Origin of the sequence: Pseudomonas sp. B37(2017) (assembly GCF_002112885.1) — a bacterium.
GTDB classification, from domain to species: Bacteria; Pseudomonadota; Gammaproteobacteria; order Pseudomonadales; family Pseudomonadaceae; genus Aquipseudomonas; species Aquipseudomonas paraglycinae.
In genome coordinates this window covers 62,289-85,948 of sequence record NZ_NEIX01000006.1, presented here as the reverse complement: position 1 = coordinate 85,948, position 23,660 = coordinate 62,289, and the positions used below count along the sequence as shown (strand labels likewise).

Sequence of the window (23,660 nt, the reverse complement as noted above, 5' to 3'; positions counted from 1 at the left end):
TTATTTATCCTCCAGCAAATGGGTGTCGAAGTCGTTGCGCAGGGCATCGATGCCTTCCAGGCGATCGGCCAGGTCCGGGCAACGCAGGGTCAGGCAGGCAATCAATGCCTCGACCTGGGCCAGCGCCGGGACCATGGTGTCGAACGGCGAGGCCGACTCCACCGGAGCGCTGATGATCATGTCGGCCAGTTCGCGCAGCGGCGAGGCATAGATGTCGGTGAACAACACGACGCGAGCGTTGCTGTTCTTCGCCGCGCTCGCCACGCGCAAGGCCTGGGTCTGGTAGCGGCGATAGTCGAACACCAGCACCACGTCCTGGCGTTGCAGGTCGAACAGGCGATCCGGCAGTTGCGCGTTGTCTTCCAGTGCAAAGCAACCGGGGCGCAGCAAGCGCAAATGATTGAGCAGGTAAGTCGCCATCAGACTGCTGAAGCGCCCGCCGAAGCAGTAGACCTGATGCCGGGTGTCGAGCAGCCAGTCGGCCAGAATTCGCACGTCTTCCGGTTGGGTCAGGGCCTGGGTTTCGGCCAGCAGGTTGTGGCTGTGAGCCAGATAATGGCTCCAGGCATCGTCTTTATTCTGATGCGAGCGTGGCTGCAACAGCGTGCGAGGCGAGCGCAGGCGATGGTCCATGTCGCTGAGCAGGGCGTCCTGGAATTCGGCGTAACCACCGAAGCCGAGCTTTTTCACAAGCCGCACGATGGTCGGATCGCTGACGCCGGCATGTTCGGCCAGGCGCGCCATCGGGCCAAGCCCATTGCGTGGATACTGATCGAGCAAGGCGCGAACGACTTTGCGCTCCGACGGCGTCAGGTCAAGGCCGGGGTCGGTGATCAGGTCTCTTAAAGGGGGCATCCGGGATCCTGCTGGATGGGGTGTTGAATTCGCTTCACAATCCGTTAAAACAGTATTTATGTAACTGACGCTACATGTCTAGCGAATTTTTCGGCGTTTAAACCAAGCCCCAAAATGGGGCGGGAAGCCCGTAACGCAAGGGTTACACGGATGTCGATCAGTCTTGTAGTCCATTGCCCATTACGGTGTCAGACATTGCCGCTTTCACACGCTCGGATCACCCAATCGACTTGCCCGGAGCATCCCGGTTTACGGCACAATTGCCGCTCTATCCGCGATTACGCCGATGACCGTCCTGTTTTCCAGCCGAGTGACTTCCCGTGCAGACCACCCGTTTGACATTGATCTGCCATGCCAGAACAGTCGCACAAAAATTGGCGTGTTTTCCTACGAACGAAGCTGTTGAAGAAACGGCGCTGGCGTCCTGCTCGCTGGCTTCGCGTTTCGACTCCGCTTCGCGCCTGATTTGCGGCCCGGAGCTGCGCACCCGCCAGACGGCGGCGTGGTTTGGCCCTGAGGTACGCATCGACGAGGCCCTGCGTGATTGCGACTGGGGACGCTGGCAGGGTCAGTCGATCAAGGATTTGCAACGAAACGAACCCGAGGCATTGCAAGCCTGGCTCGAAGATCCGCACGCCGCACCCCATGGCGGTGAGTCGGTGGCGCAACTGCGTGAACGGGTGGCTGCGTGGCTGGTTTCACTGCAAGCCACGCAGGGACACGTGGTGGCGATCACCCATCCGTTCGTGATTCGTGCTGCGTTGATGCAGGTCGTGCAGGGCGAGGCGTTTCACAGCATCGACGTCGAGCCGCTGGCGGTGGTCGATCTGCGGTTTACCGGGCGCTGGCGGCTACGCTTGTCCGGCATGAATCTGGAAGGAGCAGAGTAATGAAGCGATTGCTGGTGATCGGCATCGGTGCCGGCAACCCGGACTACATCACGATGCAGGCGGTGAAGGCGTTGAACCGGGTGGACGTGTTTTTCCTGATGGACAAGGGCCAGAGCAAGGACAAGCTGATCGACCTGCGGCGAGAAATCTGTGAGCGCTACATCACCGATCGTACCTACCGTTTCGCCGAAGCCCACAGCCCTGAGCGCGAGCGCGGTGTGGACTACAGCGCAAGCGTCGATGATCTGAACCGCGCCAAGCAACAAACCTTCGAACGGCTGATCAATGACGAATTGGCTGACGGGCAGTGCGGCGGTTTTCTGGTGTGGGGGGATCCTGCGTTGTACGACAGCACGATTCGTATTCTGCAGGCGATTCTGGCCTCGGGGCGATGTGCGTTTGAATTCGAAGTCATTCCCGGCATCACCAGCGTTCAGGCCCTGGCGGCACAACACAAGGTGCCGTTGAACACCATCGGCCGCTCGATTGAAATCACCACCGGCCGGCGCCTGGCGGCGGGGCAGGTGAGTGACACGGACAGTCTGGTGGTGATGCTCGACGCTGAAGATTCCTACCACCAGGTGGCGGATCAGGAGACAGAGATTTACTGGGGTGCCTACCTCGGCACGCCGGACGAAATCCTCATCCATGGCAAGCTCGGCGACGTTGCCGATGAGATCGAACGGGTGCGCAAGGCTGCCCGGGCCGAGCATGGCTGGATCATGGACACTTATCTGTTGCGCAAGCCTTGATCTCGCGACCGAAGCGCTCGCGATACACCGACGGCGGCACCCCGACCACGCTGCGAAACGCCACACGAAAGCTTTCCACCGAGCGATAGCCACAGCGCAGGGCGATCTGCTCGGTGTTCTGCGGTGTGCTTTCCAGTAATTCCCGGGCCCGGGCCAGACGCTCGTGTTGCAGCCAGGCCTTGGGTGACTGGCCGCTGGCTTCGGTAAATTTGCGCAGGAAGGTGCGTTCGCTCATCGCCGCTTCGCTGGCCAGATCGCGCACTTCCAGCGGTTCGTGCAGGCGCTCGCGGGCCCACTGCATCACGCGCGACAGGTCGCTGCGCGGCGTTGGGCTGACCGGTGTCGGAATGAATTGCGCCTGACCGCCGGTGCGCTGCGGCGACATCACCAGCCGTCGCGCGACCGAGTTGGCGATCTGGGTGCCGAAGTCCCGCGCCACCAGGTGCAGGCAGGCGTCGATCCCGGCCGCGCTGCCGGCCGAAGTAATCAATTGGCCGGAATCGACGTAAAGCACGTCCGGGTCGACATCGATGGCCGGGAAGCGCTCGGCCAGCTCCGAGGTGTAGCGCCAGTGAGTGGTGGCGCCGTGCCCGTCGAGCAGGCCGCTGGCCGCCAGCACAAACACGCCCGAGCAGATCGACAGCAACCGGGCACCGCGTGAATGGGCATCACGCAATGCTTCGAGCAAGGCCTCCGGCACTGGCGCACTGCGGTCGCGCCAGCCGGGAATGATGATGGTGCGTGCATCCGCCAACAGCTCAAGACCGCCATCGGCCAGCACCTGAATCCCGCCCATGGCGCGCATCGGGCCTTGATCGACGGCGGCGATGCAGTGCTCGTACCACGGGAAATCAAACTCCGGCCGGGCCAGGCCGAAGATCTCCACGGCGATGCCGAACTCGAATGTGCAGAGGCCGTCGTAGGCCAGAATCGCGACCAATCCAGGTGAATCAGGCATTTGGCGGAAAATTCCCGGTGAGTGTCTTGTGCGCCACTGTAGCGGCAAGCGGCGGCTCGATAAAGTCTGTTCATCCCCACAGACAAAGGAGTGATTCAACATGCCCAGCCTGGTTCGCGAAATTCCTGCCGCCCCTTCGGCGATTGCCCTGATGCATTTCAGCAACCGTCTGACCTTCGAAACCGATTGTTCCGACGTCTTCAGCAGCCAGGAATCCGGCGAAGTCGACTTTGTGCTGGTGGACGTGCGCGGGCCGCTGGCCTTCGAGCGCGGTCACGTGCCGGGGGCGATCAATATTCCGGGGCGGTTGCTGACGGCGGAAGGGCTGGCGGACTACCCGAAAAACACCCTGTTCGTGGTCTATTGCGCCGGCCCTCACTGCAATGGCGCCAACAAGGCCGCGGTGAAGCTGGCGGCGCTGGGTTATCCGGTCAAGGAGATGATCGGCGGGGTGACCGGCTGGCTCGATGAAGGCTTTCAGCTGAGTGTTGCGACACCGCGCGTCGCCGCCGCGCCGATCGCCTGCGATTGCTGATAGCCGGAGGGTTGCCGCTTCGGCGGCACCTTTTGTCGGCTTTGTCCTACAACCCTTGCACCGCTCTGGCGCACACTCTTCGCACGTGATGGCACTCGCCGATTTTCTGTAAGTATTTGTCGCTTAAACACAATTTGCCCCGTGCGCGCCGCCATAGACTGCCGGCCACTTCGGTTTCTTTGCGCTACACAGCCCAAGGCCGAACCTGACAATCGAAAGCTGCCAATAAAAGCCTCCGCACACGGGAGTAATAAATGAAAAAGCTGGTTATGTTCGGTGCCCTGGCACTGTCGATGTTGTCCCTGACCGCCGTGGCCGAAGACGCCAAACCGATCCGTATCGGTATCGAAGCCGGTTACCCGCCATTCTCGATGAAAACCCCTGACGGCAAACTGGCCGGTTTCGACGTGGACATCGGCGATGCGCTGTGTGAGCAGATGAAAGTCAAATGCACCTGGGTCGAGCAAGAATTCGACGGCCTGATCCCGGCGCTGAAAGTGAAGAAGATCGACGCGATCCTGTCCTCGATGACCATCACTGACGACCGCAAGAAAAACGTCGATTTCACCATCAAGTACTACCATACCCCGGCGCGCTTCGTGATGAAGGCAGGCTCGGGCGTGAAAGACCCGCTGGTCGAACTCAAAGGCAAGAAAGTCGGCGTGCTGCGTGCCAGTACCCACGACCGTTACGCCACCGAAGTGCTGGTGCCGGCCGGGATCGAACTGGTGCGTTACGGCTCGCAGCAGGAAGCCAACCTGGACATGGTGTCCGGTCGTATCGACGCGATGCTGGCCGACTCGGTCAACCTGAGCGACGGTTTCCTGAAAACCGACGCCGGCAAAGGCTTCGAATTCGTCGGCCCGACCTACGAAGACGCCAAGTACTTCGGCGGTGGCGCCGGTATTGCGGTGCGTAAAGGCGATACCGAGCTGGCGGAGAAATTCAACACCGCCATCAACGAAATCCGCGCCAACGGCAAGTACAAGCAAGTGCAGGACAAGTACTTCGACTTTGACGTGTACGGCCATTAATACGCCGTAGAAAAAAGTGGCCCCGTTTGCGCGGTGGCCACTTTTTTTTCGCCCGTGATTTATCCTGTCAGCACATTTTCAATGCAGTCATTGCCCCGGCAACGACCACAGAATTCCCGGAGTACCCCATGCAACGCATCGACCATCTTCTGCCCTGGAGCCACTTGGGCAGCGAACGTTCCCTGAGCGTGTTCCGTTACGGCGCCGGCCCGCGCAAGGTCTACATCCAGGCCAGCCTGCACGCCGATGAACTGCCGGGCATGCGCACCGCGTGGGAACTGAAAAAGCGCCTGGCCGAGCTGGAAAGCAACGGTCAGTTGCAAGGCGTGATCGAACTGGTGCCGGTGGCCAACCCGATCGGCCTCGATCAGCACCTGCAAGGCAGCCACATGGGGCGTTTCGAGCTGGGCAGCGGCAAGAACTTCAACCGCTCCTTCGTCGAACTCAGTGCGCCGGTGGCCGAGCGCATCGGGAGTCAGTTGGGTGGTGATGCCCAAGCCAACATTGCGTTGATCCGCCAGACCATGGGCCAGGTCCTCGACGAACTGCCAGCCCCGGCCTCGCAACTGGAAGCGCTGCACCGCCTGTTGCTGCGCCACGCCTGCGAGGCCGACTTCACCCTCGATCTGCATTGCGATTTCGACGCCGCGATTCATATTTACGCACTGCCGCAGCACTGGCCGCAGTGGCAATCCCTCGCCGCACGCCTGAAGGCTGGCGTGGCGCTGCTGTGTGAAGATTCCGGCGGCAGCTCGTTCGACGAATCCTGCTCCTCGCCGTGGTTGCGCCTGGCTCGGGCCTTCCCGAACGCGGCGATTCCGCCGGCCAACCTCGCCACCACCCTTGAGTTGGGCAGCATGGGCGACACCCGCGTCGATCAGGCCCAGGCCAATTGCGAGGCGATCCTGGGCTTTTTGGCCGAGCAGGGTTTCATCAGCGGCGATTGGCCGAAAGCGCCGGACGAATGCTGTGAAGGCATGCCGTTCGAAGGCACCGAATACCTGTTCGCACCGCATCATGGCGTGGTGAGTTTCCTGCGCGATGCCGGTGAATGGGTCGAGCGCGGCGATGCGCTGTTCGAAGTGGTCGATCCGCTGAACGACCGCGTGACCACCGTGCGTGCCGGCACCAGCGGTGTGTTGTTCGCCATCGATCGCGGACGCTACACCCAGCCGGGTATCTGGCAGGCGAAAGTGGCGGGGCGCGAGCCGATTCGAGTTGGAAAGCTGATCAACGACTGACACCCCATCCTCCGGATCACAGTGTTAGGCTCTGCCCCGAACCCTGCACAGTGTGAAGGAAAGCTTATGTTGAAGGTGTTTGCGCTGTTGACGCTGCTCGCGTCCACTGCCGTTCAGGCTCAGACCTCGTTGCAAAACGATCTGCCGCTCAACTACCTGGCCCAGGTGCACCCGGACGCCGAACAGCGTCCGCTGGTGATTTTCCTGCATGGCTATGGCAGCAACGAAGCAGACTTGATCGGTATGAAATTTCAGCTGCCCAAGCAGTACAACTACCTGTCGGTGCAGGCACCGATGGCGTTGGGGGAAGGGCGTTTTCAGTGGTTTCGCAAGAAAGGCGAAGGGGCCTACAACGGCGAGACCGACGATCTGAAGGCCAGCAGCCAGAAACTGCGGGCCTTTATCGCCGCTGCGGCGCAGAAATATCACGCGCAACCGGAGAAGGTGTACCTGATCGGTTTCAGCCAGGGCGCGATGATGACCTACGAGGTCGGGCTGCGGCAGCCGGCGGCAGTGGGTGGCATTGCCGCGTTGAGCGGGCGGGTGTTGCCGGTGCTCAAGGGCGAGCTGAAGTCAGAGCAACAGCATCCGCCGCTGGAAATCTTCATCGGTCACGGCACGGCGGATGACCGGGTGCCGTACAGCGGTGGCACCGAGGCCGATGCGTTGTTGCAGAAGCTGTCGTACAAACCGCAATTTCATGCCTATCCCGGCGTCGGCCACAGCATCAGCGCGGCCGAGCTTCGGGATTTGAACGACTGGTTGCAGAAACTCAATCCCTGAAAATCACTTTTCCTTGAGGATGGTTTTCACCAATGCCTCGTGACCGCTCTTGTCGCTGGCCCGGGAAATCACCTGGACCAGCGCCATGCGCGTGCCGGAACCGGCCAGCAACGTGGTATTGAGAGTCTGGCCGCCGCCCTGGGTGGCGGTGCTGTCGACCTGACGCAGGCCCAGGCCATTGCCTTTCTGGGTCAGGCTCTTTTCGCTGAGTTTGTTGAAGTCCGGCAGGGCTTTGCGCTGGGCGTCGATGAAATCGGAGACGGTGCCGTCGAGGAACGTACTGTCGTTGTCCTTGACGTTGTTGCCTTCGGGAATCTGGTTTTCGGCGACGATGACCACAGTCTTGGTGGCATCGTTGCTGTACATGGTGCCCTTGGCACCGGTCGGGCCGGCCGCTAGCGGGTCGCCGACAAAGCCCTTGGGCAGGACAAAACTGAATTTGCCGTCGAGCATCGAGACTTTCTCGGTGACAGCCTTCTCTTTGGCCTTGGCTGCCTGAGCATTGATGGCGCCGAAACCGGCCACCGCCGCCAGCAACAGGACGATGACTTTCTTGCTAAGCAATGACATTCGAATCTCCGAGGGATGGTCGCGCTTGGGCGGCGATCATCCCACGGAGCACACCCGGCACTCCAGAGCGGTTTGTCCGGGCGGGCTCAGTTCGGCGACGGTGCCGGCGCGGGTTTGGCCAGCAACTGCCTGGTGACGCCCAGCATCGCCACCGAAACGGCCACGGCCACCACGAAACCGCCGAAGCCCAGGCTTGGGACTGTCAGCGCCAACACCAGGCAGAACGCCGAAAACGAATACATCCCCGTCGCCGTTGCCCGCAACAACGCAGCGGTGAACGCCGGACCACGGGTCTGTTGGGAAAACACCGCCATCACGCTGCCCAGAACCGGGAATACCGCGAGCAATCCACTCCAGCGCTCGCCGACGGTGCTGGCCAGCATGGTTACCACCAGCGTCAACGCCGCCCCGGCGATCATCCGCCACACCAGTTTGTCGGACTTCGGCGCCGGGCCGCTGACCACCGGTTGGACCTTGGGAAACAGGTACGGCGCAGCAAGAAGGGCAGTCGCAGCGGCGGCAATCGAGAACGGCAGAGAGGCCGGAATCAGCGACAGAATCAGCGCCAGCACGGCCCAGACCGATAAGGAAACCACCAATGCCAGCGGCCAGTTCGCCCGCTGCGCCACCTGCGCATAAGTGACGCAAAACGCGATCATCGCAAACATGGCCGACAGCGCCGCGACCGCCGATTGCGCGGCAAACGCCGGCCCTTGCTCGATGGCGAGGAAAAACAGAATCGGCCCGACCACCACCGGCAATCCCGACAGCCAACCGGCAACGCTGGGGCCCCAACGCTTCCCGGCCAGGGAAATCAGCAGCAAAAAACCGGGAATCAGCAGCAGTTTGAGGATCAGCACGCAGGTGTCTCCGTGGGGTTGAATGAGGGCCACGTTAGCATTGTCGTTAGCGGATTGCTGCATATGCATGCAAAACATGTATACAAAATGCCGGGAGCGATAGCGGACTATGCTCTGAGTCTCAGGGTTTACCGGAGTCGATGCCGCGATGAGCAGTACACCGAAGGTGTTGCGTGGATGCTGCGGGATCGGCTTGTGGGCCTTGTTGCTGACCCCCACCTGGGCCAGTTGGCAGGACGCGGTGCCCGGCGCACAGATCATCGGCACCGGCGATTTCAGCGTGTTCGGTTTCGACGTCTACAACGCCCGGTTGTGGAGCGCGGCGCGACCGCTGGCCGACGGACAGCCCTTTGCCCTTGAGCTGATCTACCGGCGCTCCATTTCCCGCGATGACCTGGTGAAGGCCAGCGTCGATGAGATCAGGCGTCTGGCCGGTGCTTCCCTCAGCCCGGTGCAACTGGCCGTGTGGCAAACCCAGATGCAGCAATCGTTCGTCGACGTGCAGGCCGGCACACGGATCACCGGGGTGTTTCTGCCGGGGCAAGGCGCGCGGTTCTTTGTCGGCCAACAGTTGCAGCATGAAATCGATGATCCGCAGTTTGCCCGGGCGTTTTTCGACATCTGGCTCGACCCGCGCACGCGCAGTCCCGAGCTGCGCCAGCAACTGCTGGGTACTGCCAAACCCTGATCGCAGCACATCTGCGCTTGGGCACGTCGACTGAAACGTCTAAGCTGCGTCTTTCGACTTGTTTCTGGATGTGTGCGTGAAATTCAGCTTGCCCAAAATTGCCACGGCGCCGTTCTGCCCGCCGGAGGTGGCCGGCAGTGTCCCGGTCGATCCCAACGCCTCGTTCTTCAAACGCGTGCTGCGCTTTGCCGGCCCCGGTTTGCTGGTGTCGATCGGCTACATGGATCCGGGCAACTGGGCCACCGCCATCGAGGCCGGTTCGCGCTTCGGCTACAGCCTGTTGTTCGTGGTGTTGCTGGCGAGTCTGGCGGGCATGGTCGTGCAATGCCTGTGCTCGCGATTGGGCATCGCCACCGGACGCGATCTGGCGCAGTTGTCCCGCGAACGCTACAGCACTCCGACGGCGCGGCTGCAATGGGTGCTGGCGGAAATCTCGATCATTGCCACTGACCTGGCTGAAGTGCTCGGCTGTGCGCTGGCGTTTCACCTGTTGCTGGGCTGTTCGCTGACGTTCGGCATCGCCCTGACCGCATTCGATACGTTGCTGGTGCTGGCCCTGCAAAACCGTGGTTTCCGCCGGCTCGAGGCGATCATGCTGGTGCTGGTGGGCACCATCGGCGCGTGTTTCTTCGTCGAGCTGTTGCTGATCAAACCGTACTGGCCGGACGTCGCCCAAGGCTTCAAACCGTCGCTGTCGGCGATCAGCGATGCCGCGCCGTTGTATCTGGCCATTGGCATCCTCGGGGCCACGGTGATGCCGCACAATCTTTACCTGCACACTTCGATCGTACAGACGCGACTGATCGGCAAGGATCTGGCCAGCAAGCAAGACGCGGTGAAACTGGCGCGCATCGACACCATTGGTTCGCTGGCGCTGGCGTTGCTGGTCAACGCGGCGATCCTGATTCTCGCGGCGGCAGCCTTTCATCAGTCCGGACACACCGACGTGGTCGACATCCAGGACGCCTATCACTTGCTCGACCCACTGGTGGGCGGCGCGCTGGCCAGCGTGCTGTTCGGCGTGGCGCTGCTGGCGTCGGGGCAGAGTTCGACCTTCACCGGCACCATCGCCGGGCAAGTGATCATGGAAGGCTATCTGAACCTGCGAATCCCTTGCTGGCAGCGGCGCCTGATCACCCGCGGGCTGGCGCTGATCCCGGCATTCATCGGCGTGTGGCTGATGGGCGACGGCGCGGTGGGCAAGTTGCTGGTGCTGAGCCAGGTGGTGTTGAGCCTGCAACTGCCGTTTGCGCTGTATCCGCTGATTCGCATGACCAACGACAATCGGCTGATGGGGCCGTTTGTGAATCGGTTGCCAACCAAGGTTCTCGCGTGGGGGTTGTTTGTAGTGATCAGTGGGGCGAATGCCTGGCTGATTCTGCAACTGGCCGCGTAGCCGGTGTGATCGGCCCGACACTCCGCGCTCCAATGGGACGCAGAGCGTCCCCGGCTGCATTCCCACGCAGAGCGTGGGAACGATCATGCATGAAGCGTGGGGCGATCATTACGATCATGAGCCAAACGCCTCAACCACAAAATCAATGAACACCCGGGTCTTGGCCGGAAGCAAAGTGCGGCTCGGGTAGTACAGCGAAATCGCCCCGGCATCGCACTGCCAGTCGGGCAGCAGCCGCACCAGCTCACCGCGTTCGATCTGCGCGCTGACATCCGGCAGCACCAGCATCGTCACGCCCAGACCCAGCAGCGCAGCGGTGCGCATGGCCATCGGGTCATTCAGCACGATGTTCGGGTTGAGCAGGGCGCTGGCCTGTTCGCCTGTTTCGTTGTGCATCTGCCATTGGCGCAGGCGCCCGGTGCGCAGGCCGCGCATGACGATGCCGTGGTGATCGGCGAGATCGGCCGGATGTTGCGGCAGGGCGCGTCCGGCCAGATACGCCGGTGACGCCACCGCCAGCACTTCGGCGGACGACAATGGCCGGGCGACCACGCCGGGTGTCAGTTCGAATCCGCCGCCGATCGCCACGTCGTAGCCCTCGGCGATCAAATCCACCTGACGATTCTCGAAGTGCCATTCCGGGCGAATCAGCGGATAGCGCGCCAGAAACTCCGGCAGCAGCGGCAGCATATGATCGATGCCAAACGTCGGCGGCAGGCTGATCTTGAGCACACCCGCCGGCTCGCCGCGCTCGGTCGCCACCGTCGCAATCGCTGCCTGCAAGGCATCGAGATTGCCGCCGATACTTGCCAGAAAGCCTTCACCGGCCTCGGTTAGCGACAGCTTGCGGGTCGAGCGCTGAAACAGCCGCACGCCGAGGTTGCGTTCAAGAATCGCCACGTTGCGGCTGACCGCCGCCGGAGTCAGCGCCAGCAACCGAGCGGCGGCCGAGAAGCTGCCGGTCTCGGCGCTGCTGACGAAGGATTCAAGATTGGCGAGGGTTTCCATGGGGTCGACCTGATAGCGATGCTTGAAGATAATTCAAGGCATTACCGGCTAATCAAGTGGGAATGGCAAGCGCAAGATTCGTTTCGAGTCTTACCCCACTTTGAGGAGAGCACCATGAGCACTATCGGAATCATCGGCGCTGGCGCCATCGGTTCAGCGTTTGCCAAAGCCTTGTCACGTCAGGGCATCCCGTTGGTCATCGCCAACAGTCGCGGGCCGGACACCTTGTCGGAACTGGTCGCAGAACTCGGCCCGACCGCCCGCGCCGTTACCCGTGAAGAAGCCGCCGCCCAGGACATTGTGCTGGTCGCGGTGAACTGGTCGAAATTGCCGACGGCACTGGCCGGGCTGCCGGACTTTACCGGGCGGATCGTCATCGATGCCAACAACTCGATTGAAGCGCCATCGTTCAAACCGGTGGATTTGCAGGGGCGGCCGTCCAGCGAAGTGTTCGCCGAATGGGTGCCGGGCGCGCGGGTGGTCAAGGCGTTCAACCACTTGCTGGCGCGTTTGCTGGAAGCGGATCCGGCGTCGGAGGGCGGCAAGCGTGTGTTGTTCCTGTCCGGGGATGATGCGCAGGCCAAGGCAGAAGTCGGCGCGCTGATTGATCAGCTCGGCTTCTTCGGTATCGATCTGGGCGAGTTGAGCGTGGGGGCACGATTGGTGCAGTTCCCGGGCGGCCCGTTGCCGGTGCTGAATCTGGTGAAGTTCGCCTGACCTTCAGGCAAAAAAATACCCGGTGCGACGTGAGTCGTACCGGGTTTGTTGCCAACGGGCAGTGGATGTCGTGGATCCGCCGCCCGCTGTTGAACCTCTTTGCTCTTAAGCGCGTTCCAGCGCCAGGGCCACGCCTTGACCGCCGCCGATGCACAGGGTCGCCAGACCCTTTTTCGCGTCACGCTTGATCATTTCATGCAGCAGAGTCACCAGCACACGGCAGCCCGATGCACCGATCGGATGACCGAGAGCGATGGCGCCGCCGTTGACGTTGACCTTGTCCAGATCCCATTGCAGATCCTTGGCCACCGCCAGCGATTGCGCAGCGAAAGCTTCGTTGGCTTCGATCAGATCCAGCTGGCCGATGCTCCAGCCGGCCTTGTCCAGGCAGCGGCGAGTGGCTGACACCGGGCCGATGCCCATGATTGCCGGGTCAACGCCCGCGTTGGCGTAAGCGGCGATTTTCGCCAGAACCGGCAGGCCCAGGGCCTTGGCTTTTTCGGCGCTCATCAGAATCACGGCAGCCGCGCCGTCATTCAGCGAAGAAGCGTTGCCAGCGGTGACGCTGCCGTCCTTTTTGAAAGCAGGGCGCAGTTTGGCCAGGGATTCGGCGGTAGTGTCGCCGCGTGGCAGCTCGTCGACCTTGAACGCCACCGGATCGCCTTTGCGCTGCGGGATCAGGATCGGGGTGATCTCATCGACAAAACGACCGGCCTCGATGGCAGCGGCAGCTTTCTGTTGCGACGCGGCAGCGAAGGCGTCCTGCTGCTCGCGGCTGATCTCGTACTTCTCGACCAGATTCTCGGCGGTGATGCCCATGTGGTAATCGTTGAACGCATCCCACAGGCCATCGCTGATCATGGTGTCGACGATTTGTGCGTGACCCATGCGCAGACCGGTGCGCGCGCCCGGCATCACGTAATTGGCCAGGCTCATGTTTTCCTGGCCGCCAGCGATGATCACGTCCGCGTCGCCGCAACGGATTGCCTGGGCACCGAGGTGCAGGGCCTTGAGGCCCGAACCGCAAACCTTGTTCAGGGTCATGGCCGGTACGGCGTGGGGCAGGCCGGCCTTGATCGCCGACTGGCGCGCCGGGTTCTGGCCGGCGCCGGCGGTCAGCACCTGGCCCATGATCACTTCATCGACCTGAGCACCGTCCAGACCGGTCTGCTCAAGCAACTGGCGGATGACCGCTGCGCCCAGATCCACGGCGGAGACGGTGGCCAGCGATCCCTGGAAACTGCCGATCGCGGTACGCGTGGCGGCAACAATGACGACGTCTTGCATTTTCGAATTCCTCACTCGGCAGCGAACTGCATTTCCGGTACGTGATCCGGGACGATCAGTTTACCAGCGGTTTTGGCGACGATTTCCTCGACGCTGACGCCAGGTGCGCGTTCCTTGAGGACAAAAGCGCCATTTTCGATTTCCAGGTAGGCGAGGTCGGTCAGGACGCGCTTGATGCAACCGGCGCCGGTCAGCGGCAGGCTGCACTGGCTCAGCAACTTGGACTCACCGTCCTTGGAGGCGTGGGTCATGATGACGATGATGTTGTCGGCGCCGGCTACGAGGTCCATCGCACCGCCCATGCCCTTGACCAGTTTGCCGGGGATCATCCATGAGGCGATGTTGCCTTGCACGTCCACTTCGAAGGCGCCAAGTACGGTCAGGTCGACGTGGCCGCCGCGGATCATTGCGAATGATTCGGCGGAGCTGAAGATCGAAGCGCCGATACGCGCGGTCACGGTCTGCTTGCCGGCGTTGATCATGTCGGCATCGATGGTGTCTTCAGTCGGGAAAGGGCCCATGCCGAGCAGGCCGTTTTCCGATTGCAGCATGACTTCCATGCCTTCGGGGATGTAGTTGGCGACCAGGGTCGGAATGCCGATGCCGAGGTTCACGTAGTAGCCGTCCTGCATTTCGCGGGCGACGCGTTGAGCCATTTGTTCGCGGGTAAGTGCCATGTTCTTGTTCTCCGTCAGCCTGGATTATTTGCGGATGGTGCGTTGTTCGATGCGTTTTTCGAACGTGCCGCAAATGACCCGGTCGACGTAGATGCCGGGCGTGTGGATGTGTGCCGGATCCAGCTCGCCGGGTTCGACGATTTCTTCGACTTCGACCACGGTGATCTTGCCGGCGGTGGCGGCCAGCGGGTTGAAGTTCTGGGCGGTGTGGCGGTAGATGACGTTGCCGAAGTGGTCGGCTTTCCAGCCTTTGACGATGGCGAAGTCGCCGGTGATGGACTCTTCCATCAGGTACTTGCGACCGTGGAATTCACGCACTTCCTTGCCTTCGGCAACCGGAGTGCCGACGCCGGTTGCGGTGAAAAAGGCCGGGATGCCGGCGCCGCCTGCGCGCATTTTTTCGGCGAGGGTGCCTTGCGGAGTCAGGACGACTTCGATGTCGCCTTTGAGCAGTTGCTCTTCGAACAGTTTGTTTTCGCCGACGTAGGAGGCGACCACCTTGCTGATCTGGCGGTCGGTCAGCAGCACGCCGAGGCCGAAGCCATCAACGCCGCAGTTGTTGGAGACGACGGTGAGGTCGCGGGTGCCCTTGCGCTTGATCTCGGCGATCAGGTTTTCCGGAATGCCGCACAGGCCGAAGCCGCCGGCGATCACGGTCATGCCGTCTTCAAGACCTGCCATGGCTTCCTCGTAGGAATACACGCGCTTGTCGAAACCTGCCATATGCACCTCTTTTATTGTTTGTCGGGCGGCTGGCTAGCCGAATGACTGGAGTGTCGCGCTGAAGGATATATTTGTTAAGTTGATTTTTAAGGTTGATTGATTGATAAAGCTCAATAATTGACCTCGTTGATCGTTCCCACGCTCTGCGTGGGAATGCCTCTAGGGACGCTCCGCGTCCCAGTGACGCGGAGCGTCACGGGCTGCGTTACCACGCAGAGCGTGGGAACGATCAATGAGGTGTTCAGCTTAGTCCCTTGAGTGAATCGTTCATGACCATCAAGCAGATCCGCGCCTTTCTTGCCGTGGCCCAGAGCCTGAGCTTCGCCGTGGCCTGCGAGCGCCTGCACCTCTCGCAATCGGCGCTGAGCCTGACCATCAAGGCGCTGGAAGAAGGCCTGGGCGGGCGCCTGTTCAGCCGCAACACGCGCAACGTGGCGTTGACCCCGGAGGGCGAATCGCTGCTGCCGCTGGCCCGGCGCCTGATCGCCGACTGGGACAACGCCGAAGACGAAATGCGCCAGCGCTTCAGCCTTCAGCGCGGGCGGGTGACGCTGGCGGCGATGCCATCGTTTGCCGGCAACCTGCTGCCGCCGATCCTCAAGACCTTCCGCGCGCGTTATCCGAACGTCAACGTCACGGTCAATGACGTGATCAATGAGCAAGTGCTGGAGATGGTCCGCGATCGCCAGGTCGAACTCGGCGTGGCCTTCGAGCCGATGCAGAACACCTCGCTGACCTTCACGCCTCTTTATAAGGATCGCTTCGTTGCGGTGGTGCCGCAGGATTCGCCGCTGGCCGCCCGTAGCGACATCGATTGGCAGACCTTGCTGCAGGAACCGTTCATCACCCTGCAACGACCGTCCACGGTGCGGGTGATGCTGGAGGAACACTTGCAGGCCCGAGGGATGAAACTGCCGGTGGAATTTGAAAGCCATCAACTGGCGACGGTCGGGCGGATGGTGGCGAGCGGGCTGGGCGTGAGTGCGGTGCCGGCGTTGTGTGCCGGGCAGATGCGCGAACTGGGCGCGCATTGCCTGACCTTGCACGAGCCGGTGGTGGAGCGGGCGATTGGCGTGCTGACGGATCCGGGGAATGAATTGTCGGCGGCGGCGCAGGCGCTTTTTGACATTCTCAAGGCTGAACACTGACCTCGGCAGGTCATGAGGTCAGGCGTTGTGTCAGTAGCGGCAATAGCTGTTCGCACGACCCCTCAATCTTCAAATCCAGCAACTCATCCGCCCGCGTCTTCCCCAGATTGATCGCAATCAGCGGCTTGCCCCGATCCGCAATCACCCGGCACAGGCGAAACGCCGAATACGCCATCAACGACGAACCGACCACCAGCATCCCGGCGGCATTTTCCGCCAGCGCCATGGCCCGCGCCGCCGTCGGTTGCGCCACGTTCTCACCAAAAAACACCACATCCGGTTTCATCCGCTCGCCAGCGCAATGCGGGCAATGCGGCACCTGAAAGCGTGCTTCGAAGGCCGGGTCGAGCAGAGTGTCGCCGTCCGGTGCCTGCACGGCATCGACACCCGCCAGATACGGATTCTGCGTTTCCATCAAGTGCTGGATCGAATCCCGCTCGCTGCGCTGGCCGCAATCCAGACACAGCACCCGGTGCAGGCTGCCGTGCAGTTCGATGACGTCGTGACTGCCGGCCTGATCGTGCAGGGTGTCGACATTCTGGGTAATCAGGCCGCCAATCCGCCCGTGGCTTTGCAGACTGGCCAGCGCCTCATGGGCGGCGTTCGGCCGCGCCTGACGTACGCGCGTCCAGCCGAGCATGGCCCGGGCCCAATAGCGGCGGCGCGATTCCGGGGCAGCGAGGAATTCCTGGTACATCATCGGCTGCCGGCCACGGCGTACGCCGTCGGTGTCGCGGTAGTCCGGGATGCCTGACGGCGTGCTGATGCCGGCGCCGGTCAGCACAATGAAGTCGCCGTCGGCCATGACCTGTTGCAGATAGTCGAGCGGGTCGGGGAGGGGACGGTCGAGCATGATCAGCGCTCCGCAGGCTGTAAGTGCCTTGCAGGTTAGCACCGACGGACGCCTCTTTTCAGAGGCGTCCGCTGCCCGAGGTTACTTGCGAGCCTCCAGGATCAGGTTGAACGGCGTCTGCGTCGCCCGCCGAAAGTGTTTGAAACCCGCTTCGGTAAACACTTTGCGCAAGCGCGACTCGCCCGCCTGGGCACCGAGACCGAGTCCCACTTCCTGGGACAGCGAGTTTGGCGTGCAGATGAACGTCGACGCGGCATAGAACAAGCGCCCGACCGGCGTGATGTTTTCGTCCAGGGTGTCGTTGGCAAAGGGTTCGACCAGCAGCACCGTGCCGTCGTCTTTCAATGATTCAAACGCATGCTTCGCCGCACCGACCGGATCGCCCATGTCGTGCAGACAGTCGAAATAGCAAATCAGGTCATAGTCATCGCCGGGATAGCTTTTCGCGGTGCCCTGGAAGAACCGCGCGCGACTGCTAACGCCGCCTTCTTCGGCCCGTTGGGTGGCGACGGTGATCGAAGGCGCGTGATAGTCGAAGCCGACGAACCGCGAGTTGGGATAGGCCTGAGCCATGATCACCGTGGACGCACCGTGACCGCAGCCGATGTCGGCGACCTTGGCGCCTTCTTCGAGTTTGGCCACCACACCGTCCAGCGCCGGCAGCCACTCGGCGATCAAATGCCCCTTGTAGCCGGGGCGGAAGAATCGTTCGGTGCCGGTGAACATGCACGGATGGTGATCGCCCCAGGGCAGGGCGCCGTTGCCGCGCATGGCTTTGACCAGTTTGTCCTTGTCATGGAAAAACGACGCCACCACCCCGAGGCCGCCGGCCACGTACACCGGCGAATCTTCCTTGGCCAGGGCCAGCGCCTGTTCTTCCGGCAGACGAAACTTGCCGTCGTGGTGTTCCATGTAGCCGGACGCCGCGTGGGCGCTCAGCCATTCGCGCACCAGTCGCGGGTTGCAGGTGGTTTTTGCTGCGAGGGATTCGGGGCTGACCGGCTGGCTGTCGGCCATCGCCCGATACAGGCCGAGTTCTTCGCCGACAATGACATTGGCCAGCATCGCCGCGCCGCCCATGTCGTTGACCAGTTTGCCCATGAACTCGTTGAGTCTGGCCTCGTCCATTTCATGTGCTCCTTTGACAGGATCACAGTCCGGTGGCGTTGGGGGTCGAGGCATTCACCACCGGGCGGTGGTCGTGGAAACGGGCAGGGCGACACTGCTGTCCTGCGTCCCCCTCGACTGGGTACTGATTGAGTCTAGCCGCTGTTGGCGCCGGTGGGAGCGGGTTGCGTTGATTTCGAGGCTGTGAATCGTTGTGTATCGCGACGGTGCGCTCTTCCACCTTAGCGTGGGCTCCCGAATTTGATTCCGCCAAGAGGCCAAGACAAAGCGCCGGCCCATGTCCGCCTGGAGCAAATGATGGGCGAAAAAAAACCGCTTTGCGGGGCGGTTTTTTAGCAAGCCTCAGATTGCGGCTGAGGCTTAGTGCGTCTGACCGGAAGCACTGGCGTGGAAGGCATGTTATTGAGCTTTTTCTGTCCTTGCAATGCAATTTTTACCCACCATGAGCAGGTGAGTTTGAGATCTTGGGCAGTGTTTTCAGTACCTGATGTCGCAGCTGGTTCTCGTGCGAAGGTAGGGCATTTCGTCTGCATCTGTAGGTGTCATCCGTAAGCTCTGGATATACAGGGTTGTATGTGCAGTTTTTGAGTTGGTTTAAACCGATGAACTCGCCGTTCAGGAAGGAGGCAGCGAGTCTGTATCCCACTGTGTACAGGCTCACCGCCGATACAAAACCCGCCACTTCCCGCGCATTGGCCACATAGCCGCGATACACCCGCCGGTTTAACTGAGCCTGTCAGTCGCCACACCCGGCGGCTCCTCAGCAGAGATCTTGCCCATGCAGATTCCCCACCCCACCTTGCAGGCCAGTGTCGGGCTCGGCCTGCGTCGCGGCCTGATGAAAGACCTGCAAGCCGCCCGCACCGGCGATTTCGATTTTCTGGAAGTCGCCCCGGAAAACTGGATCGGCGTCGGCGGTGCCCATGGCGCTGCGTTGCGCGAGCTGGCCGAGCGATATCCGTTGTCCTGCCACGGGCTGTCGTTGTCGCTCGGTGGCTCGGCGCCGCTGGACGTTGGTTTCCTCCGGGAAGTGCGGGCTTTTCTCGATCATCACAAAGTGCCGCTGTACAGCGAGCACCTGAGTTATTGCAGCGACGACGGTCATCTCTACGACCTGCTGCCGTTGCCGTTCACCGAAGAGGCGGTACACCACGTCGCCGCGCGGATCCGCCAGGCCCAGGACATTCTCGGCCGGCGGCTGGCGGTGGAAAACGTTTCCTACTACGCCGCGCCCCGGCAGGACATGGACGAAGTGACCTTCACCAACGCCGTGCTGCGCGAGGCCGATTGCGATCTGCTGCTGGACGTCAACAACGTCTACGTCAATTCGATCAACCACGGTTTCGATCCGCAGACATTTCTGGCTGCCATCGAGCCGGGCCGGGTGGTCGGGATGCACGTGGCGGGGCATTTCGACGAGTCCGACACGTTGAAGATCGACACCCATGGTGCCTCGGTCAAACCGGTGGTCTGGTCGTTGCTGGCCGACGCTTATGGCCGATTCGGTGCGCAGCCAACCTTGCTGGAACGGGATTTCAATTTCCCGGCGTTTTCTGAGCTGGTAGCCGAGCTGCAAACCATCCGCCGCCTGCAAACCGAAGGAGGCCCGCGTGGATAATCTGCTACTGCAACAACAGGCCCTGACCCGCTATTTGCGCGATCCAGAACATGAAGCGCCACCCGCCGACATGAACGCTGCGCGGGTCAATGTCTATCGCGACCTGGTGTTCAACAATGTCTCGCAACTGCTGGGCGGTACGTTTCCGGTGCTGATCCGGATCATCGGCCAGGAACGCTGGCGCACGTTGATCCGCGGCTTCCTGCGGGACTACCGCGCGCAGACGCCGAAATTCGGCGAGATCGCCGAGGAGTTCGTCGGTTACCTCGCCTCGGAGCCGGCCGTATTGGGCGACCTTAAATGGCCGGCTTTTCTGGTGGAGTTGGCGCATTACGAATGGGTGGAAATGGTGTTGCAGCAGTCCGACGCCGAAGCCTTGCCCGCGAGCGATCCGGCGCAGTTGCTGGAGCGGCCGTTGCAGGTTTCGGCACTCGCCTGGCCCTTGGCGTACACCTGGCCGGTGCAAATGCTCGGGCCGGATCATCAACCGGCCACGCCACCAGCCCAGCCGACGCTTTTGTTGGTACGGCGCACGACGGACTGGAACGTGAAGTTTTCCGAGCTGAGTCCGCTGGCCTGGCGGTTGTTGCAGCGCATTGGCGAGTTCCCTGCGCTGAACGGTCATGAACAACTGGAAGGGCTGGCGATGGAGGCGGGTTTGCCGGTAACGGCATCGTTCATGGACAGCGGTCTGGCGTTGTTGCGGCAGATGCATGAGGACGGTGTGTTAGGCATTACCTGATTTCGCAAACACCGCAAATCCTGTGGGAGCGGGCTTGGTCCGGGCGGCGATCCGACGAAGAGGCCGGTACAGTCAATGTATTCATCGACTGAACAGACGCCTTCGCGGGCAAGCCCGCTCCCACAGGAATTTATGTTTGCTTTAGGTGTGCAGTGGCAGCTTCAGTTCAGCACACAACCCGCCACCGTCGCGATTGCTCAGCGTCAACGAACCGCCCAACGCCATCGCCAGTTGCTGGGCAATCGCCAGCCCCAGCCCGGTGCCGCCGGTGCTGCGGTTGCGCGAGTTTTCCACGCGGTAGAACGGCTCCATCACCTGGGCCAGTTCTTCTTCGGCGATGCCCGGGCCGCGATCCATGACCTTGATCGACAGGCCGCTTTTGTCCCGTTGAATCAGCAGCTCGGCAGCCCCGGCGAACTTCAGCGCGTTGTCGGTCAGGTTGACCAGCACCCGGCGCAAGGCGTGGGGGCGGGTGTCGATGACCGCCTCACTCTTGCCGCTCAACTGCACTTCCTTGCCCATGTCCTGGTAGTCGAACACCAGGCTGTCGAGGAACGAATCCAGATTGGTGCGCCGGCTTTCTTCGGTCGAACCGTGGATGCTGCGGGCATAGGCCACGCCCTCGCGCACCAGATGTTCCATCTCGCCGAGGTCGTTCCACAGTTTGTCTTTCTCGACCGAATCGTCCATGAACTCCGCCCGCAGCTTCATGCGGGTGATCGGGGTTTGCAGGTCGTGGGAGATCGCTGCGAGCAGTTGCATGCGCTCTTTCAGGTACGCGGCGATGCGCGCCTGCATCGAGTTGAAGGCGCGGGCGGCGTAGGCCACTTCGTTCGGGCCTTTTTCGTCGAGGTTGATCGGGTGGGCGTTGGGGTCGAGGGTTTCCACCGCGTTGGCGAGGCGGGTGAGGGGGCGGATGGCGATGCGCACCGCCAGCCAGGTGCAGGCGAGCATCAGCGCCAGTTGCCCGAGCAATACCACCGGCAGCCATGGCGACAGCGGCACCATCGACGGACGTACATCGATGGTCACCGGGCTGCCGTCGCTCAGGCGCAGGTGGCCCTGAAAGTGTTTTTTCGGGCCGGGAATGTCGGTAAAGGTCAGCGGGTACGCTTCGCCGATCGCATCGGTGATCGAGGTGACGGCAATCGGCACGTCCTGCGGATCCAGCGGTGTGCCCGGTTCACCCTCGCTCAGCAGATAGCCGTAATTCTTGCGGGCCAGGCGCTTGAGCCACATCGGGCGCTCTTCGGCGGGCAGGCGGTCGAGGATGGCAATCGAGGTCGAGACGTCGGTTTCGAGGTTGCCGAGCATGGTGTTCTTCGCGCTTTCGTAGCGCTCGTAATATTGCGCGCCGAACGACAGCGCCTGAGCGAGGATCAGGCCGATCAGGAAAATCAGCGACAAGCGGGAGGCGAGGGTGCGCGGCCAGCGCAGGGCGACATTCATGCGGGGGCTCCGAGGACTTCGACCGGCAGCGAAAACACATAGCCTTCGCTGCGCACGGTCTTGATGTAGGCCGGTTCGCGGGCGTCATCCAGCAGGCGCTGGCGCAGACGGCTGACCAGCAGATCGATGGAACGGTCGAACAGATCGGCGTCGCGGCCCTGGGTCAGGTTGAGCAACTGATCGCGGCTCAGCACCCGTTGCGGATGGTCGAGGAACACCCGCAACAAACGGTATTCCGCGCCACTGAGCGCGACCATGGTGCCGTCGGTGTCCAGCAGATGCCGGGCCGACGTGTCGAGCTGCCAGCGACCGAACGCCAGCAGCCGACCGCTTTCGGTGACCACCAGATTCGGCGGCAGCATCCGTGTGCGCCGCAGCACGGCATTGATCCGCGCGAGCAGCTCGCGTGCGGCGAAGGGTTTGGTCAGGTAGTCGTCGGCGCCCATTTCCAGACCGAGGATGCGGTCGGTTTCATCGTTGCGCGCGGTGAGCATCAGGATCGGCGTGGCCCTGTGTTTGCCCGAGCGTAATTCGCGGCACAGCAGCAAGCCGTCGTCGCCGGGCATCATGATGTCGAGCACGATCAGGTCGACGGTGTTGGCTTCCAGAAAACTGCGCATCTGCCGGCCATCGGCAACCACTGTGGTGCGCAGGCCGTTCTTCTTCAGGTAATTGCCGACCAGTTCGCGAATCTCGCGGTCGTCGTCGACGATCAGGATGTGATCGACATGTTCCATGGGGCCAAACCTCAATCAAAGGGGATTGCCGGGCAGTCTATCGAGCCTGCGCGAGGCCGCCTGCCTGCCTTTGTATTGCAGTGTATCCAGCGCTGTGACGGATACACGCCGACGCAAAAAGCGGATTTTTACAGGGTTTTGTATCGCTGTGTATCCCGGGCGCGTGCGGATACGTAGCGATTTATACACGGCATTTGCCGACACATGCGCGATACCTCGCGAGCTTTAAATGAGCTCCATCGAGGCACACACAGAACGCCTCGGCCAAATCAACGATTCAACCATTGAAGCCCCGAGGAAAACGCCATGAACACCAAGACCAAATCGATCGCTGCCGCTTGCCTGTTTGCCGCTTTGAACATCTGCACCCTGTCGGCCCGCGCCGAAGCCGATGTCACCCCGCAAACCTACTCCTACGGCAGCCACCTGGACATCCAGAAAGTGGTGTCGCTGAAACAGGACAACTCGATGACCTGCGGCATCGTCGACGCCCGCCTGACCTACCTCGACTCGGCCGGCAAGACCCAGGTGCTCGACTACCGCAAATTCGCCGACGGCTGCAACGAAGACAACTGATTACCCACCTCTATAAAAGGAACATCGCCATGAACAACGTATCGCGCTATCTGACCGCTGTTGCCTTCTCCCTCGCCGGCGTCGCAGCCCACGCCAACGCTGCCGTCGAACAGAACAGCTGTGGCAGCAGCACCTGCTTCCAACTGGCTCCGGTGGCCAAGCCGGGCAGCGACGGCCTAATCGCCGCCGACGGTTCCAATCGTACGCCACAAGGCCAAACACTGGCTGCCGACGGCTCCAGCCGCACGCCACAGGGCCAGACACTGGCCGCCGACGGTTCCAGCCATACGCCGCAAGGCCAGATGGTGGCTGAAAACGGTGCCAGCCGTACGCCACAAAGCCAATGGCTGGACAGCCAGACGGCTTGAGGATCGAAGGGGGCTGCCTGTAACAGACGGCCCCCGATCCAGTCGACAGACCACCCCTCATTCAAAA

Annotated in this window: 26 protein-coding genes; 14 read left to right on the top strand and 12 right to left on the bottom strand. The window is 61.9% G+C overall.

Annotated features, from left to right (window positions below; all coding sequences use genetic code 11):
* The gene (locus tag CAF90_RS16710) at nucleotides 1-855 is read right to left on the bottom strand and encodes a MurR/RpiR family transcriptional regulator (RefSeq protein ID WP_085607603.1); all 855 of its coding nucleotides are present in this window, start codon (nucleotides 853-855) and stop codon (nucleotides 1-3) included.
* 320 nt (nucleotides 856-1,175) lie between these two features.
* Here CAF90_RS16710 and CAF90_RS16705 point away from each other — a divergent pair, with 320 nt between their 5' ends.
* A complete protein-coding gene (locus tag CAF90_RS16705) occupies nucleotides 1,176-1,745 on the top strand; it encodes a histidine phosphatase family protein (protein ID WP_085607601.1) in 570 nt (189 codons plus the stop codon).
* Complete coding sequence (cobF, locus tag CAF90_RS16700) at nucleotides 1,745-2,497, top strand: precorrin-6A synthase (deacetylating) (RefSeq protein WP_085607599.1); 753 nt, start codon at nucleotides 1,745-1,747, stop codon at nucleotides 2,495-2,497. Before CAF90_RS16705 ends, cobF begins: the two co-directional genes overlap by 1 nt.
* Here cobF and ftrA read toward each other — a convergent pair.
* Nucleotides 2,466-3,455 carry a transcriptional regulator FtrA gene (gene ftrA, locus CAF90_RS16695; protein ID WP_085607597.1) on the bottom strand — a complete coding sequence of 330 codons (990 nt, stop codon included), beginning with the start codon at nucleotides 3,453-3,455 and terminating at the stop codon, nucleotides 2,466-2,468. The two genes, cobF and ftrA, sit on opposite strands and share 32 nt — an antisense overlap.
* A 100-nt stretch (nucleotides 3,456-3,555) precedes the next feature.
* Between ftrA and CAF90_RS16690 the strand changes: the two genes are divergently transcribed.
* From CAF90_RS16690 to CAF90_RS16675, 4 genes are all read left to right on the top strand, one after another.
* Entirely contained in the window at nucleotides 3,556-3,990 is a 435-nt protein-coding gene (locus CAF90_RS16690) for a rhodanese-like domain-containing protein (protein WP_085607595.1), read from the top strand.
* Between the two features lie 254 nt (nucleotides 3,991-4,244).
* A complete protein-coding gene (locus CAF90_RS16685) occupies nucleotides 4,245-5,024 on the top strand; it encodes an ABC transporter substrate-binding protein (protein ID WP_007956251.1) in 780 nt (259 codons plus the stop codon).
* Nucleotides 5,025-5,152: 128 nt separating this feature from the next.
* Nucleotides 5,153-6,265, top strand: coding sequence for a succinylglutamate desuccinylase/aspartoacylase family protein (locus CAF90_RS16680; protein ID WP_085607593.1), 1,113 nt, complete (start codon nucleotides 5,153-5,155; stop codon nucleotides 6,263-6,265).
* A gap of 66 nt (nucleotides 6,266-6,331) precedes the next feature.
* A complete protein-coding gene (locus tag CAF90_RS16675) occupies nucleotides 6,332-7,048 on the top strand; it encodes an alpha/beta hydrolase (RefSeq protein ID WP_085607591.1) in 717 nt (238 codons plus the stop codon).
* Nucleotides 7,049-7,051: 3 nt separating this feature from the next.
* Here the strand turns inward: CAF90_RS16675 and CAF90_RS16670 are convergent, their stop codons facing one another.
* The gene (locus CAF90_RS16670) at nucleotides 7,052-7,618 is read right to left on the bottom strand and encodes a hypothetical protein (RefSeq protein WP_085607590.1); all 567 of its coding nucleotides are present in this window, start codon (nucleotides 7,616-7,618) and stop codon (nucleotides 7,052-7,054) included.
* Nucleotides 7,619-7,704: 86 nt separating this feature from the next.
* Nucleotides 7,705-8,478 carry a hypothetical protein gene (locus CAF90_RS16665; protein ID WP_085607588.1) on the bottom strand — a complete coding sequence of 258 codons (774 nt, stop codon included), beginning with the start codon at nucleotides 8,476-8,478 and terminating at the stop codon, nucleotides 7,705-7,707.
* Between the two features lie 148 nt (nucleotides 8,479-8,626).
* Between CAF90_RS16665 and CAF90_RS16660 the strand changes: the two genes are divergently transcribed.
* Both CAF90_RS16660 and CAF90_RS16655 read left to right on the top strand, forming a co-directional pair.
* On the top strand, nucleotides 8,627-9,166 hold the full coding sequence (locus tag CAF90_RS16660; protein ID WP_085607585.1) for a chalcone isomerase family protein: 540 nt from the start codon (nucleotides 8,627-8,629) through the stop codon (nucleotides 9,164-9,166).
* A gap of 76 nt (nucleotides 9,167-9,242) precedes the next feature.
* A complete protein-coding gene (locus CAF90_RS16655) occupies nucleotides 9,243-10,562 on the top strand; it encodes an Nramp family divalent metal transporter (protein WP_085607583.1) in 1,320 nt (439 codons plus the stop codon).
* A 114-nt stretch (nucleotides 10,563-10,676) separates the two neighbouring features.
* On the opposite strand, the gene CAF90_RS16650 is transcribed toward CAF90_RS16655, so the two are convergent.
* Nucleotides 10,677-11,570 carry a LysR family transcriptional regulator gene (locus CAF90_RS16650; protein ID WP_085607581.1) on the bottom strand — a complete coding sequence of 298 codons (894 nt, stop codon included), beginning with the start codon at nucleotides 11,568-11,570 and terminating at the stop codon, nucleotides 10,677-10,679.
* 114 nt (nucleotides 11,571-11,684) lie between these two features.
* Between CAF90_RS16650 and CAF90_RS16645 the strand changes: the two genes are divergently transcribed.
* Nucleotides 11,685-12,287, top strand: a complete 603-nt coding sequence (locus CAF90_RS16645; RefSeq protein WP_085607579.1) for an NADPH-dependent F420 reductase — start codon at nucleotides 11,685-11,687, stop codon at nucleotides 12,285-12,287.
* Nucleotides 12,288-12,392: 105 nt separating this feature from the next.
* Here CAF90_RS16645 and CAF90_RS16640 read toward each other — a convergent pair whose 3' ends face one another.
* From CAF90_RS16640 to CAF90_RS16630, 3 genes are read right to left on the bottom strand one after another with little or no spacing between them, the layout of a single operon-like run.
* Nucleotides 12,393-13,574, bottom strand: coding sequence for an acetyl-CoA C-acetyltransferase (locus CAF90_RS16640; protein WP_085607577.1), 1,182 nt, complete (start codon nucleotides 13,572-13,574; stop codon nucleotides 12,393-12,395).
* A gap of 11 nt (nucleotides 13,575-13,585) precedes the next feature.
* Nucleotides 13,586-14,251: a CoA transferase subunit B gene (locus CAF90_RS16635; protein ID WP_007956272.1), complete on the bottom strand. Its 666-nt coding sequence runs from the start codon at nucleotides 14,249-14,251 to the stop codon at nucleotides 13,586-13,588.
* Nucleotides 14,252-14,275: 24 nt separating this feature from the next.
* On the bottom strand, nucleotides 14,276-14,974 hold the full coding sequence (locus tag CAF90_RS16630) for a CoA transferase subunit A (RefSeq protein WP_007956274.1): 699 nt from the start codon (nucleotides 14,972-14,974) through the stop codon (nucleotides 14,276-14,278).
* Nucleotides 14,975-15,243: 269 nt separating this feature from the next.
* On the opposite strand from CAF90_RS16630, the gene CAF90_RS16625 reads away from it, so the two are divergent.
* Nucleotides 15,244-16,122, top strand: a complete 879-nt coding sequence (locus tag CAF90_RS16625) for a LysR family transcriptional regulator (RefSeq protein WP_085607575.1) — start codon at nucleotides 15,244-15,246, stop codon at nucleotides 16,120-16,122.
* Between the two features lie 10 nt (nucleotides 16,123-16,132).
* Here the strand turns inward: CAF90_RS16625 and CAF90_RS16620 are convergent, their stop codons facing one another.
* Both CAF90_RS16620 and CAF90_RS16615 read right to left on the bottom strand, forming a co-directional pair.
* Nucleotides 16,133-16,975 carry an NAD-dependent protein deacetylase gene (locus CAF90_RS16620; protein WP_085607573.1) on the bottom strand — a complete coding sequence of 281 codons (843 nt, stop codon included), beginning with the start codon at nucleotides 16,973-16,975 and terminating at the stop codon, nucleotides 16,133-16,135.
* Between the two features lie 81 nt (nucleotides 16,976-17,056).
* Complete coding sequence (locus CAF90_RS16615; protein ID WP_085607571.1) at nucleotides 17,057-18,103, bottom strand: class I SAM-dependent methyltransferase; 1,047 nt, start codon at nucleotides 18,101-18,103, stop codon at nucleotides 17,057-17,059.
* A gap of 778 nt (nucleotides 18,104-18,881) precedes the next feature.
* Between CAF90_RS16615 and CAF90_RS16610 the strand changes: the two genes are divergently transcribed.
* Nucleotides 18,882-19,721: a DUF692 domain-containing protein gene (locus tag CAF90_RS16610; protein ID WP_085607569.1), complete on the top strand. Its 840-nt coding sequence runs from the start codon at nucleotides 18,882-18,884 to the stop codon at nucleotides 19,719-19,721.
* Nucleotides 19,714-20,463: a DUF2063 domain-containing protein gene (locus CAF90_RS16605; RefSeq protein ID WP_085607567.1), complete on the top strand. Its 750-nt coding sequence runs from the start codon at nucleotides 19,714-19,716 to the stop codon at nucleotides 20,461-20,463. The genes CAF90_RS16610 and CAF90_RS16605 overlap by 8 nt, the downstream gene beginning before the upstream one ends.
* A gap of 141 nt (nucleotides 20,464-20,604) precedes the next feature.
* Here CAF90_RS16605 and CAF90_RS16600 read toward each other — a convergent pair whose 3' ends face one another.
* The gene (locus CAF90_RS16600; RefSeq protein ID WP_085607565.1) at nucleotides 20,605-21,912 is read right to left on the bottom strand and encodes an ATP-binding protein; all 1,308 of its coding nucleotides are present in this window, start codon (nucleotides 21,910-21,912) and stop codon (nucleotides 20,605-20,607) included.
* Nucleotides 21,909-22,649 carry a response regulator gene (locus tag CAF90_RS16595; RefSeq protein WP_085607563.1) on the bottom strand — a complete coding sequence of 247 codons (741 nt, stop codon included), beginning with the start codon at nucleotides 22,647-22,649 and terminating at the stop codon, nucleotides 21,909-21,911. The genes CAF90_RS16600 and CAF90_RS16595 overlap by 4 nt, the downstream gene beginning before the upstream one ends.
* Nucleotides 22,650-22,955: 306 nt before the next feature.
* Between CAF90_RS16595 and CAF90_RS16590 the strand changes: the two genes are divergently transcribed.
* Together CAF90_RS16590 and CAF90_RS16585 are read left to right on the top strand one after the other, a co-directional pair.
* Entirely contained in the window at nucleotides 22,956-23,225 is a 270-nt protein-coding gene (locus CAF90_RS16590; RefSeq protein WP_007956290.1) for a DUF2790 domain-containing protein, read from the top strand.
* A gap of 29 nt (nucleotides 23,226-23,254) precedes the next feature.
* The gene (locus tag CAF90_RS16585; RefSeq protein ID WP_085607561.1) at nucleotides 23,255-23,593 is read left to right on the top strand and encodes a hypothetical protein; all 339 of its coding nucleotides are present in this window, start codon (nucleotides 23,255-23,257) and stop codon (nucleotides 23,591-23,593) included.
* Nucleotides 23,594-23,660 lie beyond the last annotated feature (67 nt).